Consider the following 14,039-nt stretch of genomic DNA (forward strand, 5'->3'; position numbering starts at 1 on the left):
ACTCATGCTGAAGCCCTCACGCTTTGGTGATGAGACGGACCTTCCGGGCCGAAATGCCCGGATTGCTGAAATCTGTTGAGGATCAAAGCAACGGGTGGGATGCGTAGTCGCGGGCAAGGCCATGATGGTATGCCTTTCGCGTGGGCTCGGCCGGGTCGGCCGAGAGGCGTCGCAGGCTTCGGTCGAAGACGGTGATGAGGAGGTACAGGACTCCGGCGCCGAGCTGCGTTGAGCCCCGAGCCGGAGCCGTGTTCGGTGCTGCGGCGGGCGATCAGAGGTTTTGCGCAGGGTCGCCATGGGACGGGGTGCGGTCCCGGTCCGTACGCGGGAGGCGTCCTCGGCGAGGGTCGTACCGCGCATGTGTTGGATCTTGTACTCGATATTCCGCTGCCCGGTGGCACGGCTTGCGCCGGGAGGGAACCGCAGTACTGGGCGGGCTCGTGTCCTGGTACGGGTGGACGGGAAGCCGGGCGAGGTTCGCGGGGGAATCATGCAGATTATCGAGGTGACCGGTTATGCCGTCCGATCTGCTGTGATCACCATGAGGCGGCGGGGGACGCCACTTGAATTCGTGATCTTCCCGATGCTGCATGTGGCTTCGCCGACGTTCTACTCCCAGGTCCGCCTCAGGCTCAGGGAATGCGACCTCATAGTCATCGAGGGAATCCGAGGGAAGTCGGTCGGAGTGAGTGCCCTCACGCTCGCTTACCGGTTCACCCCGCGCCGGCGGCGCAACGGCCTGCAGGAGCAGCGCGAGGAGCTGCTGCTTCCCCAGGACGTGCCGGTCATCAACCCGGATGTGACCGCCGCGGAGGCGATCGCGGACCTGAAGACGCTGCCGCGGTGGGCGTACCTGCTGCTCATGGTCGCGGCTCCGGTGATGGGCCTGGTGTTCGCGCTGCGTGGTCCGCGCGCCTTCCTCGATGAGGACCTGGTAGTCGAGGATCTGCCGTCGACGCTGCGGGCGGAGATGATGGCGGACGATCCTGTGGTGCGCGCGATGGTCGGTCGGCGTGACCAGCGGTTGCTCGACGCGCTGGGCGAGATCCACGCGGAGCGCGGCCACGAGCCGATCCGGGTGGCCGTCGTCTACGGAGCCGGCCACGTCCCGGCGGTCGTCTCGGGGCTGAGGGATCGTTACGGGTACCGGCCACGTGACGCGGAATGGCTTACCGTCCTTGTCCCGGCGTAGGTCGCCGGGCGAAACCGAAGATCGCGACGCAGCTCTGCCCATCGCCGTCGGCCGGCTCGGCGCGGACTGCACGAGGACGGCGCGCGCCGGGCGGAGTCACTGGCACCCATCAAGAAGTCCGGGACCACTTTGTCGAGCGCTGCGCCGAGATACCGCTGCAAGTGTCCGTGTTCGCGGTGGACGATCACGGTGATGCCAACGTCTACCCGGCCGTCTGGAGTTGTCTGCTGGCCGCCCGGGCCGAAGGTACCCGAGTGGGTGCTGACGACGGAGGTGCGCTACCAGGCGGAGGCGGTGCGCGATCTGCTCGGCGTGCCCGGTGCGGACGGCCGGCGCCTGATGGCGATGCGGGCCTTCGGATATCCGCTCGGTCGGTGGGGATTCGCAGCCGACCGGCGTCCGGTGTATGAGGTCTCTCCCCGCAACCGGTGGGGTGGCCGTTCGGGGCGCGGGTGCTCGAGCCTCTGTGGCCGCCGGACTCGGACGGCACCCGCATCGAGCTGCCGCTTTGCTGAGGACGGGACGTTCTGCACGTCACGTGTCGGCCCGCCGCTCCGTCGCTGCGTGCAGTCTCACCGGACGGGGGCGCACTTGATGGCTACGAGGGCGATGTCGTCGTTGAGTCGGCCGTGTGTGTGGTGGTGCAGGTCGTCGAGGATGTGTCGGAGGAGGGTGGCGGGGTCGTTTTGGGCTGTCTGCCGGGGGATGTCGGGGTTGGTGAGGGGGTAGAAGGTGCCCGCCTTGTCTCTGGCTTCGGCGAGGCCGTCGGTGTAGAGCAGGAAGGTGTCCTCGGAGGTGTAGTGGAAGGTGTCCTGGCGGTAGTCGGTGGGGTTGAGGCCGGCGAGGCCGAGTGGTGGTGCGGGGGTGTGGCCGGTCAGGGTGGTGGCCTGGTTGTTGCGCAACTGGAGGGGCGGGGGGTGTCCGCAGCTGACGGTTTTCATGACGTCTGTGCCGGTGGGGAATTCGACGAGGAGTGCGCTGACGAAGCGTTCGGGTGCGTTTGTGTCGCTCTCGCTTGCTTCTGTGATGTGTCGGCGGACGCTGGTTTCGAGTGCTGCGGCCAGGTCGGGGAGTGTGGGGTGTTGGTGGGCGGCTTCTCGGAAGGCTCCGAGGAGTGCGGCGGCGTCGTCGAGGGCGGGCAGGCCCTTGCCTTTGACGTCGCCGATGATGAGGCGTGTGCCGTAGGGCGTCCTTGCCGCGGCGTAGAGGTCGCCTCCGACCTGGGCCATGCTCTCGGCGGCTCGGTATGCGGAGGCCAGCTGGAGGTTTGCGATCCGGTGGGGCAGTGGCCGAAGGACGACGTGCTGTGCTGCCTGGGAGATTGCCCGGAGCTGATTCGCCTCTTGCCGGCTGCGCTGGCGGGCCCGGCAGAAGGCGATGAGGAACAGGGAGACCGCCAGCAGTGCCGCTATGTGGATGAACAGGATGGGGGAGCGGAGCAGACCGTCGTGGATGTCGCAGATCATCGCGGCCACGAGGGACATGACGGCCACGCCACCGGTGGACCATGCGGTGGAGAACGCCGCCATCAGGGCAGGCGCGGCGATGAGCAGGGACGCCAGGTGAATGCTGGTGGGCGTGATGAGGCTGATCGCGGTAATGCTCAGGACCAGCGCGACGGGGGCGGCTGCTTCGGACAGGCGCCAAGCCCTCCACGACCTGGTCCATACATGTCTGCGATTTCCCCCACGCTCTTTGATGCGTGCTGACAGGCGGCGAAGAGTCGTGCCTTCCGCATCCTGCGGCCGTGTCGGCGGGCAGCCGTCGGTGGTCAGCAGCGTGTGTCCGTCGACGGCGGCGGCGACGGGAGCGGCCGCGACCGCCCCTGGTCGTATGAGCTTGTTCAAGGCCTTACCTCCTTGCGCGGTCTCTTGTCCGTGCCCCGGGCGCCGGACCTCCTGTTGACCTCGGCGCTGTCATGCGCCGCTGGTATGGACTTGGCTGGTCATCGGCTGTGATGGAAGCGGCCCTGTGCCGCGGTGGTACGGAAGCGGGCGCGGTAGGCGGTCGGCGCGACACCGAGCGCTTGTTGGAAGACGCGACGCATGGTCTCCGCCGAGCCGAAACCTGCCTGCTCTGCGACACCGTCGATGGGGTCGTTGCCGGCCTCGAGCAGCGCCTGCGCAGCCTCCAGACGGAGAGACTCCAGGTACTGGCCTGGTGCCACGCCGACCTCACTGCGAAAGAGGCGGGTGAGGTGCCGGGTGCTCACCCCGACGCTGCGGGCGAGGCTGTCCAGGCTGTAGGCGCTCCGGGGGTCGGCCGCGAGGACGTTCATGGCGTGCCGCACCGCGGGATGTTTCGCCTCCCTTGGTGTCAGCCGGACGCTGAACTGCGACTGGCCGCCGGGGCGGGCCATGAAGACGACCAGGTGCCGCGCCACGCTGCGTGTGATGTCGGGCCCGTGGTTCTCTTCGACGAGCGCGAGTGACAGGTCGATTCCTGCGGTGACGCCTGCCGAGGTGGCGATGTTGCCGTCGCGGACGAATACCGGGTCGGCCTGGACCAGCACCTTCGGGTATGCGGCGGCCAGCTCACGGGTGAGCTCCCAGTGCGTAGCCGCTCGGCGTCCGTCCAGAGCGCCGGTCGCGGCGAGGATGAAGGCGCCGGCGCAGACGGAGGCGACTCGCGCGGACCGTCCGACCAGGTCAGTTGTGAGACCGACCAACTCCTTGTCGGTGACGGCCCGTTGCCATGGGGTGCAGCCGGGTACCACCAGGGTGTCGACACGGTCGGGCAGGATCTCGGGCCCGCCGTCCACGCCCACGCGCACCCCGGAGGAAGTCCGCACGTCCGCTCCGGTGGTGGATACGATCCGCACGTCGTATCCGGCCCCGTAGGCGTTGGCCGTGGTGAACACTTCGGCGGGCCCGGTCACGTCCAGCAACTGCACCTCGTCGAAGGCCATCACCGCCACGACGTGGGGCGCGGAGATGCTCCCGTTCATTCCGGCCATGGGGAGTCCAGGATGGTGCGCACGAAGTCGCCGCGTCGGAATCCGGGCTCGTAGTGGGCGAGCACATCGGCCTTGACGTTGCCGAACGTGGTTTCGGGCTTGTGCCGGATCCCATCGGTGAAGGCTTGCAGGATGCGGTTCTTGAAGTCGGGGCGCGGGTGCAGGGCGACGACGGCCTCACGGTCGCTGTCCGGGACGTCCTGGTAGCCGATGCCGAGCACGTCGTACTCCACACCTGCGGTCACCAGCGCCACCTCGGGCTCCATGAACTCCGGGATACCGGGAGTGGTGTGCAGCGCGATTGCCGTCCACACGCGCCGGATGCTGTCCTCCGGCACGCCGTGTGCCACGAGGAAGCGCCGTGCTTCGTCCGCGCTGTCGACCTCGAAGCGACGCCCGCTGCTGTGGAAGCGCTCGGAGAGCCCCAGGTCGTGGAACATGGCGCCGATGTACAGCAGCTCGGCGTCGAAGCTCAGGTCTCGATTGCGGCCCTGCAGGCTTCCCCAGAAGAACACGCGGCGCGAGTGGTGGTAAATGAGTTCGCTGGTGGTCTCCCGTACCAGCTCCGTCGCCTCCCGGGCGAGCTTCGTGTCCGGAATGCTCACCCCGGGCACCTCGGTCAGGGGAGTCGTCATGGTGCTCACCTTGCCTTTCGCATCATCTGTGTGTCTGGCGGGTCCGGCGTACCGGGCTGGCGGCCGCCTCGGCGTGCTTCCAGCCTCCCGTCTCGTCGAGTCCTCTGCCATGGCCGTACGGACGAGGTTCCCACACATACGGACATCGGAACCGTCACCTCGCGGGGGGCGGCACACCGGTTGCCCGGGGGCGCGGCCGCCGTCATCAGCGTCGTTGCAGCCGGAGGGTCGCTGCTGGGCGCCGCAGGTGCCCACAGGAAGCGAGAGGTCCTCGGACAGCCGTGGTGCCGTCGAGGCGGCGGACAAGTCGATCCGAGACGGCGAACCGCTGTCCGGCGATTCGGAGGCGATCACACGGCCCTGCGACCGGCCTACCAGTGGGCAGCCGGCAGGGCGGTGCCGACCCCGTCGAGGCCGTGGCCCGCGCCCAGGCCAAGCTGACAGCGGCCGACTGGCATACCAACCGGGACCTGGCCCTGCCCGTGGGCAAGGGTGCCCCCAGCTGTGGTCCGCGCCTACTACTAGCTCGACACCGGAAAGGTGGAAGTCCTGGTCGGCGCGTCTTTCTGAGAGATGCAGGATGCGTGCGGCCGGTGGCGGACGGACTCAGGAAGGCCAGTCCGGAGCGTTCCTCCGTCAGGAGCACCGCCCTCGGTTCTCTTGAGCAGGCACCGGTTCCGCCGCCGGAGACCGTGTGGGTGATCCAGTACGCCCTCCACCGCCGGCCCGTGAGACGGATCGCAGGCCACGTGGCCGGACGACCCCTACCGCGCGTCCATGACGCCTTGCAAGGACGCCTTGAACGGCCCAACGTCCTTGCGCGACCACGCGGTGGGCTTCGGGACTCGGCATCACTGCCCACCTCCGAGGGGCTATCGTGCCTGTATGCCGGTTGATCTGATGCGCATCGTCTCTCGTGACTCACCCATGGCGCTTGCCCAGGTGGAACGGGTCCGCGCCGAGCTGGGCGCGCTCCACCCCACGGTGCGTACCGAAGTCATCCCGGTGAAGACGACCGGCGACAAGTGGATGGGCGACCTCTCCCGCGTCGAGGGCAAGGGCGCGTTCACCAAGGAAGTCGACGCTGCCCTCCTCGCCGGTGAGGCGGACCTCGCCGTCCACTGCGTCAAGGACATCCCCGCCGACCGGCCCCTTCCGGCCGGGACGACGTTCGCCGCCTTCCTCAAGCGGGATGACATCCGCGACGCGCTCGTCGACTCCGCCGGCCGCTCTCTCGCCGAGCTGCCCGCCGGAACCCGTATCGGCACCTCCTCGGTACGCCGGATCGCGCAACTCGCTGCGTCCCACCCGCATCTGGAGTGCATCCCGATGCGCGGCAACGCCAACCGTCGTCTGGAAAAGCTCGCCGCCGGCGAAGCCGACGCCCTCCTGCTCGCCGTCTCCGGCCTCGAACGCATCGGCCGCACGGACGCGATCACCGAGATTCTTCCCGTCGAGACGATGATGCCGCCGATCGGGGCGGGCGTCCTCGCTCTGCAGTGCCGCGAGGACGACGCCGAGACCATCGAGATCGTCAGTGGCCTCGGCGATCCCAACACGCACCGCGAGACCCTCGCCGAGCGCATGTTCCTGCACGTCCTCCAAGGCCACTGCAACAGCCCGATCGCCGGGTTCGCCCGTGCCGAGCGCGGTGGTGAACTCTCGCTACGCGCCTGCGTTTTCACACCGGATGGCAAGACCGTGCTCAACGCTCACGAGTGGGCCGGCCGCCTCGACCCGGCAACCCTCGGCACCTCAGTCGCTGTCGCTCTCCTGCGCCAGGGCGCACGAGACCTGATCGATGGCATCGCCCACTAGCCAAGGGATGTCCCGCATTTCAGGGAGATGCGGCGTCGCCTTCCGGGGCCCACAGGCCAGTTCCCGAGCTCGCCGCCACACCACGGGGCTGCGCTCCACTGCGGCGAAGTGACTGCTCGGTTCCGCGGCGAAGCGACGGGTAGGCGGAGTCCATGGCGGAAGGCAGTATGGACAGGCGGTGAACTGGCCGCCCGGTATGAGGACTTGGGTCTATCCCCTGCAGCGGCTCATGCGCTGGGTGAACGACGAGTGACCCGTGGGGATGAGAGACGCAGGTTCGAATCCTCTCGTCCCGGCCACTTGTGCGGCGACAACCGCCGCACCCAGCATGACCGCGACGAACACCAGGGGCGCGGTTGCTGCCGGACGAAACTGCTCGAGTACGTGGTGCGCGGCCGGGGCTGACGGCTCCGGCCGCGTCAGTAATGCGTGCCGGGTCCGGCACACCGCGACCGCTCGAGGCTGTCGCGAAAACCGGTATTAAGTCGGACGTACCGGCACGAGCAGGTTTGATACTCACATACATGGAGCATTCTATTCTTCGTTCGAGGCGACCATTTCCGGCCGCGAGAGTAGGACAGGATTCAGTCCGATGGCCGCACCAGTGGACCTTCGCGACTACCCGTCACCGGTCTGGACGGCGGCCGAGGAAGGCCTGTGCTCGCGCTGCAGCGCGAAGTGCAAGCGGTACGGAAGCGGGGGAAACCCGCTGTGCCGCACCTGCTTCGCAGGGGTCGCAGCGAAGTGGCCCCCCGGGCTGAAGCAGATCGGCTACAACGCCTGAGTGCTCTTGAAGTGTCACCTCATGTTCTGTGCGCGCCAAGGCGGAAGAGGGTACCGGGAACCGTCCGGGCTGCTGTGATGAGCCTCACCGCAAACATGAGGGGCCCCTCGAGTACGCTGTCGAAGGAAGAACATGAGGGGCCCCTCCGATTGGATTGGGTCGCTCGGCCGCGAGCTGTTGAGAGGTTCGGTTCACGGTTCACGGAATGAGGCCCGCCGCCTGGAATGGCGCGGCAGATCCCATGGAGATGACTATGAAAACGTTCGTCAGGCGTGTGTCGGTTGCAGTTGCTTCTGCGGCGATCGTGGGCGGAACCGTCCTTGGTGCCGGGGGCTCGGCGTCTGCGGCTTCGGGACCCATCGAGCACACCGGGTCATCGGTCGTCGGTTCCGAGTCGGAAAGCGGCCGTTACGACCACGTGGACGGCTACGGCGACCGCCACGGCTGGGAGCGGGACGGCGGCCGGGACGGACATCGTGTCTGGTACACCACCGACCACGACCGGGTTCACCACCGCGGCCTGCATCACAAAAGCCACTACCGCTGGGACGGACAGCACCTGTTCGTGTGGTACCAGGGCCGGTGGATCGAAGTGACACCCTTGCGTAACGGCAGTGTCGACCGCTGGTACGTGGACCAGCTCCTCCTGACCCAGCGCTGAGGCAGCCACGGGCGGGCCTCGCTCGCCGGCACCGTCCCGCCCCGCGCGCACCTGAGTGCCCCCGCCGCCGGGTGATCGCTCGCTGAAGCGGCAACACGCCGGGGCCGGCCTCCGGCTCGGGCTGACAGAGATCGTCTCCTGGCCGAGCAAGGTCCACGCAGGAACCGTATCCGCTCGTTTTCCTCTTCGACGCTTCGTGCTGCGCCCCGGTGGCCGTTCTCGCCTCGCGACTCGAAAAAAGCGAAGCAGGCGCACCGGAGTGAAGAGGTACATCGGAGTGAAGGACCATGAAACCGTTCAGAACTGTGGCGCACGGGCTGCCTGTGCGGCTTGTCGTCTCGCACGACCTTTCCTTGCCACTGCACATGGGGCTGCGGTACGAGACCCACGATCCCTATGCCGTCCGTGCCACCTTTCACCTCGTGGGCACTGGCGAGACGGTGGAGTGGGTCCTCAGTCGTGACATGCTGACCCAAGCTCTGAGAGGCCATACGAGTCAAGGAGACGTCCGGATGTGGCGGGCCGACGGCGTCAGCGACGTGCTGTGTGTCGCTCTCAGCTCGCCTGCGGGTTCGGCCCTGCTCGAGTTCCCTGTGCAAGGCGTGGAATTCTTCCTGCGAGAAACGCAGTCCGTGGTGCCGTCGGGAGCCGAGTCCGAGCATTTCGACATGGACACCGAGCTGGCGCATCTCCTGGCGGGAAGCTGAACACCTCCCTGATCACGGTGCCAATGTCCCAGGTGTGACGGCCGTGGCTCGGAGTCTTGCGCTCACCCGACGTCTGGGACGGGCCGGCACGCCTGGCCGCCACTGACCTTGTCCTGCGTTGCGCCGTGGTCGACGACAGCGCCACCTGGGAGGCATACCAGGCGTATTCTCGCCGTCCGGCGTTGCAGGACCCGTTCCCGCTCGCAGCACCGAGCCCGGTGTCCGTCCTGCTGCATTGCGCCTCACCTGCCGTCGCGGTCACTCCTGTCCATGGCACTCACCGCACTCCTCCTCGCGGCACTCGAGCGTAGTGAGGGTCTTTTCCACCTGTTGGGGGGTGAGCGGGGGCTCGGGCAGTTCGTGGGCGCACTCGGCGCGGAAGGCGTCGAGCATCAGGTGGAGGTGGCGGCGCCAGGCGTGGGGGGCGACGGTACGGGTGGCGTGGATGATGCCGGCCTGGGACCAGATGACGAAAGCGAGGTCTTCTGGGGTGACATCGTCGCGGACGACACCCTGGCGCTGTGCGTTGCGGAAGATCTGACCACCCAGTTCCTGCGAGCGCTCATTCACCTGCTGGCTGAGCGCGTGAGTGGGCAGCCGGGCGGAGACCAGGTCGTTGAAGGCGCGGTCACAGGCCTGAAGTTCGCAGAACCTCTCCAGGTAGTAGCAGAACCCCTGCCATGCGTCCTCCATGGCGGCCGCCTCTTCGGCGGCGTCGAGCAGCTCCATGAACTTCGCGGCGAAGAGGTCTTCGACCAGCGCGAGCCGGGTGGGGAAGTGCCGGTAGACCGTACCGATAGCGACGCCCGCCTCGCGGGCGACGCCCTCCAAGGAGGCACCCAGGCCCTGCTCCGCGAAGGCCTTACGGGCGGCGGCCACGATTGCGTCCCGGTTGCGCTGCGCGTCACGGCGCAGAGGTTTGGCCGGAGCCTCGGGCGCGGACAGGACAGGTCGGTGGCTCATAGCCCCAGCGTAACATGAGGGGCCCCTCGAAATCTGGGACCTGGAATGCGGCTGCTGGAGACCGCGGCGTCTATGAGCGGTAGCGGCTGGACATGTCGCAGCGGAGTCTCAGGCCTCGTATGCGACGTGATCTTCGGCCAAGGTCATCGGCAGCCGGGTGGCGGAACTCGCCCCGGTGGCGACGAACCAGCCGCGGACGAGGACCGTGAGGTCCCGGGGATCCCCCGGGGCGACGACGGCCGCCTCGTCCAATGTGGCGTGTGTACGTTGAACCGGCGGCGCAGGCCGAGGGAATGCAGGGATTCCAGTGGGCGGCTCAGCACGTCTGGGCCGACCGCCTGCGGGCCTGGGGCGGTGCTCGGCGTTCTGGTGGGTCCGCAGTACGCCGGTCATACGAGTCCGCATCGTACGACCGCCCGGTTCGTCACGGCCCACCCTGATCCTCTGTCGCCGGGAGGGCCGTGGAGGCCGGGTTCGCCGCGGGCACCGACTCGGCGCTGTCCGGAGGCGGAGTCCAGGCGCAGGCCAGGGAACCGCCGATCAGGCCGGAGAGCAGGCCGAGGAAGAGGCCCCCGAAGTTCGCGACGGGAAACGAAATGAGGGCGAGCAGCAGGGTCGCGATCCCGGCGAACATACGAATGTGCTCCTGGAACCACAGGGAGATGCCCAGGACCACGAGCAGAATCCCGATGATCAGGGACCCCGCTCCGGAGGTGGTCGACAGGGCCAGGGCGATGCCCTCCAGATTCAGATGCGTGAAGGGGAAGTAGACGATGGGCAACCCCGCCGTGAGGGTGAACAACCCCGCCCAGAAAGGCCGTTCACCCCGCCACGCCCTGAATCTGCGCCGGATGTCTGCCTCGGTGCCGCGTGGTCCCGAGCATCTGCCGAAAGGATCCATGAACACGTGTCTCCCCGTTTTGAGGGCGGGCTGGACATGCGGCGAGCAGGCACCGAGCGCGTGTGCCCGTCGTGCTCGGCCCGGGGTCAGAAGCAGTGGTGACGACCTTGCTCGACCTGCAGATCGAGGTCGGGGATGTTCAACGTGCCGGCCGAGGCCGCGACCGAGGTCACCCGTACGTTGTTGAGGACGGCCGAGTCCGCCTGCTGTGCGAAGACGTTGGGGTCGAAGAACCGCGAGTCCCTGTCTCCCGGATTGATCGGCCCCTTCCTGACGGCACCCGCCGCCACACCGATGTCGATGTTGTTGATATTCGCCTGATCGGCAGACACAGAGGTTGCGTCGATGAACAAGTTCGTCGCCTCGACCCGCCGCCGCTCGCCCCCGGTGAGCAGCAGGGTGTACGGACCCAGCACCGGGATCGGGACTTCGACGGACAGGCACAGCCTGTTGATGTCCGCATGCCGGAACCCCAGGACCACGACCGGCACGAGCGTGCCCTTCGTGGCCACGTCGACCATGGGGTAGACGCTGAGACCACGGGCGCGCAGTGTGTCCGCGGAGATCTGGAAGCGCTGACCGGAGATGAGGAACGACGCGGCAAGCGCTCCTTGCGCCATGCCGATGCCGAGAGCCGCGGCGGCGGCGACGCCCGAGACGAGGACGGCGGCGAAGCGTTTCCAGCACGTCCTGCCGGAGCGGTGCAGCATTCCGCCTCCTCCGGCGTGCAGGTGGCCCCACCCGTGCCGGACGAGGACGGGCGAAGTGCTGGTGGCTGGTGACGGAGTCTAGACTTCCGGGCACGGTGGCCGACGGCACGTCAGGTCGGCCGGTCGGGTGATGTGCCCTCCCAGCATCCGTTTCCGCCCCGGCGTTCGCTGAGAAACAGCAGCTTCGTGGGTCGGCCTGCTTCGTCACCGCGCCGTTGTCAGTCGTGGAACACCGACGGCTCGGGCGATGATGCTTGTGTGACTCACGAATCAGGCGATGTCAACGATGCAGTGGCGGGCGAATTGCGGCTGATGCACCCCGACGTACGGGTATCGCGATCCCTGGCCCAGCAGCTGCTCGACCCGGAGTTCGTCGAGGTCGGCGCCTCAGGTCGGCGATGGACATATGAGCAGATGGTCGCCGCGTTGCCGGACATGCAGGGCAGCGCTGAGGACGGTCCCCGCTACGAGCCTTCCGAGATATCAGGAGTACTGCTGGCCCCCGGACTGGTGCACCTTACGTACGAGACCACGATCAGCGGCCGACGAGCGCGCCGCAGTTCGCTCTGGCGCAAGCGGAGCGAATCGACGGGCTGGCAGTTGTACTACCGCCAGGCCACCCCGATCCCGCCTGGGGCCGAATAACCACGCAGTCCAGGTAAGGTGCCGCTCGTTGTCCTGCTGTTCGGGAATGGAAGCGCAGCTTGCTTCACGGCCTGGTCTGCCACCCGCGTCCGGGCAAGCTCCACCGTGTCCTTCTCGATCGGATCGGCGTCAACGGAGGCTGTGGACTGCTCGAGGGGGTCACGCGGCTGACCGAACAAGAAGACGACCGGGAGACGCCAGCGTCCGGATCCCTCGCGGTCGCGAAGGACGACACCCGCCACCGCCACGACGGCTATGGAGGCCGCGATGACCGGTTCCACGACCGATCCGGGTACATGTACGAGACCCGTGGCCGCCAGTAGGAACGTGACGCTGTGCGCAGCGGTGAAGGCGGACGCCGTGAGGACGACGTCACGCAGCCCGCGGGCGCCGATGAGCACCGACAGCAGGAAGAGGATGTGGTCCAGACCGAACAGCAGGTGCTCCGTACCGAGCAGGAAGAACTCGGCGATCTGGTGGGACTCGTGGTGACCGTCGGTCTCCAGGGTCGGTTCGGCTGCCGTCAGCACCTCGGAGCCCCGCTGCCCGTGCAGGTCGTAGTGGACGATGGTCTGTGTTCCGTGCACGAAGCTCTCGGCGTCGGGAAACAACGCGCTGGAGACGGCGTAGGTGCCCTCGGCGGCGCCCGGGCAGTAGTAGGCCAGGGTGACGACGGCGAACGGCCGGGTGCCGCGGGTGCGGACGTCCACGTCGCCGATACGGCGGGGAGTACAGGCCCGGTCGTCGTGGGTGACGGCGAAGCGTCCGGTGACGTACGCGGTCACCGCGTCGGCGTTGATCTTGAGCTGGTGCAACTGCTCGGCGTGTTCCTTCGCCTCGTACGCCTCGGCGTAGAGCCAGGCCGACTTCATGAGCAGGTCGTATTCGAGGTCGAGGGTCGCCTCTACATCGGATCCGGTGCCGTCCACTTCGACGTACGCGGTCGAGGTCGCGTCGTGCGCGGCGGCGGGGGCTGGGCGTGCCAGGCCTGCGGCGAGCAGGGCCGCCAGGGCCGCGACGGCGGTGAGGAGCGTGCTACGCAGTCGGCGCTGCCGGAGCCGGGGCAACCAGGCAGAGGGGCGGGGCGAGGGGGCGGGAGGCATGGAGGTCTCGGTCCTGGGTGTCGAGGGCGGTGCGGGCCGACGGTGAGCCCGCCGTGATGCCGCTGGCCAACGCGGTCGACGCCCTGCGCGAAGTCCTGTACTTCGACGGGGCGGGGGTACTCAGGCCTGTCCTGGTGCTGTGCGGGTGGGTCGCTGCGGGCGCCGCCCTGATGGGCCTCGACGCCTGGCGGCATCACCGCGAGGTCGCGCGGCGGGATGCGGACGGCGAGCAGGAGGATGTAGAGGAGCCCCCGGTGGACGACCCGGCGCTGGAGATGCCGACGCCCACCGCGCTGCCGGTCCACCGCCACCACGTCGGCGAGCCGGTGCCGGCGCTGCTGGGCACCGTCCACGACTCCGAGCAGCGGCCCGTCCGCGGTGCCGCGGTGACCGTCATGGACACCAGGGGGCGGCAGTTGGTCCGCACCACGACGAACGATCAGGGTAAGTACGCCGCGACTGGCCTGCCCGAGGGTGACGATCTTGCTCGTCAGGTGGGCCGGTACGGTGCCGAGGCTCGTGGTCATCGTCCGCTCCTGATGGCCTCGACGCGCTCCCGAACCGCTGGGACGACCTCGGAGGCGAAGAGCCCGAGCTGGTGCTCGGGGTCCGCCACCGGCCAGAAGGCGAAGTGTCGAACCCGAGGAGGACCGCCCACTCGGTGAGCGTGTCCACCCACCGTTGCACGTCACCCACGAGCCCTTGGGCTGCCTGGGAATGGCCGATCGCGCCGATCACGTCGTAGATGCGGCGGATGGATTCAGGGCTGCGACCCGCAGCTGTGGCTGCTTCGTCGATGATCTGCTGACGGGAGGGGACCTCTTGTGGCAGGACGTAGATGTTCAGCGGGGAGATCCAGCCATCGGCCGATCCCTCTCTGTCAGCCTGTGGTGAGACGCCCTTCTGTGAACGTTTAACCTGAGAGGGCACGACAGGAGATTGCACACCCATGAGCAGTAGTGAA

The 14,039-nt window shown here is 68.0% G+C and carries 15 protein-coding genes; 7 read left to right on the plus strand and 8 right to left on the minus strand.

Going from position 1 to position 14,039, the window contains the following annotated elements; all coding sequences use genetic code 11:
* Nucleotides 1-583: 583 nt before the first annotated feature.
* Nucleotides 584-1,192: a hypothetical protein gene (locus ACZ3TS_RS41015; RefSeq protein WP_467627799.1), complete on the plus strand. Its 609-nt coding sequence runs from the start codon at nt 584-586 to the stop codon at nt 1,190-1,192.
* A gap of 572 nt (nt 1,193-1,764) precedes the next feature.
* On the opposite strand, the gene ACZ3TS_RS41020 is transcribed toward ACZ3TS_RS41015, so the two are convergent.
* The 3 genes from ACZ3TS_RS41020 to ACZ3TS_RS41030 form a co-directional block, all read right to left on the minus strand.
* On the minus strand, nt 1,765-3,039 hold the full coding sequence (locus tag ACZ3TS_RS41020; protein ID WP_467627802.1) for a PP2C family protein-serine/threonine phosphatase: 1,275 nt from the start codon (nt 3,037-3,039) through the stop codon (nt 1,765-1,767).
* 98 nt (nt 3,040-3,137) lie between these two features.
* Nucleotides 3,138-4,148 carry a GlxA family transcriptional regulator gene (locus ACZ3TS_RS41025; protein ID WP_467627804.1) on the minus strand — a complete coding sequence of 337 codons (1,011 nt, stop codon included), beginning with the start codon at nt 4,146-4,148 and terminating at the stop codon, nt 3,138-3,140.
* Complete coding sequence (locus ACZ3TS_RS41030; protein ID WP_467627807.1) at nt 4,136-4,783, minus strand: HD domain-containing protein; 648 nt, start codon at nt 4,781-4,783, stop codon at nt 4,136-4,138. The genes ACZ3TS_RS41025 and ACZ3TS_RS41030 overlap by 13 nt, the downstream gene beginning before the upstream one ends.
* A gap of 885 nt (nt 4,784-5,668) precedes the next feature.
* On the opposite strand from ACZ3TS_RS41030, the gene hemC reads away from it, so the two are divergent.
* From hemC to ACZ3TS_RS41050, 4 genes are all read left to right on the plus strand, one after another.
* Nucleotides 5,669-6,601 (plus strand): hydroxymethylbilane synthase, encoded by a 933-nt coding sequence (hemC, locus tag ACZ3TS_RS41035; protein ID WP_467627810.1) that lies wholly within the window; start codon nt 5,669-5,671, stop codon nt 6,599-6,601.
* A gap of 592 nt (nt 6,602-7,193) precedes the next feature.
* Nucleotides 7,194-7,385 (plus strand): hypothetical protein, encoded by a 192-nt coding sequence (locus tag ACZ3TS_RS41040; protein ID WP_467627812.1) that lies wholly within the window; start codon nt 7,194-7,196, stop codon nt 7,383-7,385.
* A gap of 253 nt (nt 7,386-7,638) precedes the next feature.
* Entirely contained in the window at nt 7,639-8,046 is a 408-nt protein-coding gene (locus ACZ3TS_RS41045; RefSeq protein WP_467627815.1) for a hypothetical protein, read from the plus strand.
* Nucleotides 8,047-8,333: 287 nt separating this feature from the next.
* On the plus strand, nt 8,334-8,753 hold the full coding sequence (locus ACZ3TS_RS41050) for an SsgA family sporulation/cell division regulator (RefSeq protein WP_467627817.1): 420 nt from the start codon (nt 8,334-8,336) through the stop codon (nt 8,751-8,753).
* A gap of 258 nt (nt 8,754-9,011) precedes the next feature.
* Here the strand turns inward: ACZ3TS_RS41050 and ACZ3TS_RS41055 are convergent, their stop codons facing one another.
* From ACZ3TS_RS41055 to ACZ3TS_RS41070, 4 genes are all read right to left on the minus strand, one after another.
* The gene (locus ACZ3TS_RS41055) at nt 9,012-9,716 is read right to left on the minus strand and encodes a TetR/AcrR family transcriptional regulator (protein WP_467627819.1); all 705 of its coding nucleotides are present in this window, start codon (nt 9,714-9,716) and stop codon (nt 9,012-9,014) included.
* A gap of 108 nt (nt 9,717-9,824) precedes the next feature.
* Nucleotides 9,825-9,968: a hypothetical protein gene (locus ACZ3TS_RS41060; RefSeq protein WP_467627823.1), complete on the minus strand. Its 144-nt coding sequence runs from the start codon at nt 9,966-9,968 to the stop codon at nt 9,825-9,827.
* A 172-nt stretch (nt 9,969-10,140) separates the two neighbouring features.
* Nucleotides 10,141-10,497 (minus strand): DUF6114 domain-containing protein, encoded by a 357-nt coding sequence (locus ACZ3TS_RS41065; protein WP_467627826.1) that lies wholly within the window; start codon nt 10,495-10,497, stop codon nt 10,141-10,143.
* Between the two features lie 206 nt (nt 10,498-10,703).
* A complete protein-coding gene (locus ACZ3TS_RS41070; protein WP_467627828.1) occupies nt 10,704-11,327 on the minus strand; it encodes a DUF6230 family protein in 624 nt (207 codons plus the stop codon).
* Nucleotides 11,328-11,585: 258 nt separating this feature from the next.
* On the opposite strand from ACZ3TS_RS41070, the gene ACZ3TS_RS41075 reads away from it, so the two are divergent.
* Nucleotides 11,586-11,972: a nuclear transport factor 2 family protein gene (locus tag ACZ3TS_RS41075; RefSeq protein ID WP_467627831.1), complete on the plus strand. Its 387-nt coding sequence runs from the start codon at nt 11,586-11,588 to the stop codon at nt 11,970-11,972.
* Here the strand turns inward: ACZ3TS_RS41075 and ACZ3TS_RS41080 are convergent.
* Nucleotides 11,933-13,075, minus strand: coding sequence for a HupE/UreJ family protein (locus tag ACZ3TS_RS41080; protein WP_467627833.1), 1,143 nt, complete (start codon nt 13,073-13,075; stop codon nt 11,933-11,935). The genes ACZ3TS_RS41075 and ACZ3TS_RS41080 overlap by 40 nt on opposite strands.
* 17 nt (nt 13,076-13,092) lie before the next feature.
* Here ACZ3TS_RS41080 and ACZ3TS_RS41085 point away from each other — a divergent pair, with 17 nt between their 5' ends.
* Nucleotides 13,093-13,740, plus strand: coding sequence for a carboxypeptidase-like regulatory domain-containing protein (locus ACZ3TS_RS41085; protein ID WP_467627835.1), 648 nt, complete (start codon nt 13,093-13,095; stop codon nt 13,738-13,740).
* Nucleotides 13,741-14,039: the final 299 nt, after the last annotated feature.

Source organism: Streptomyces sp. NPDC022910, from assembly GCF_055561075.1.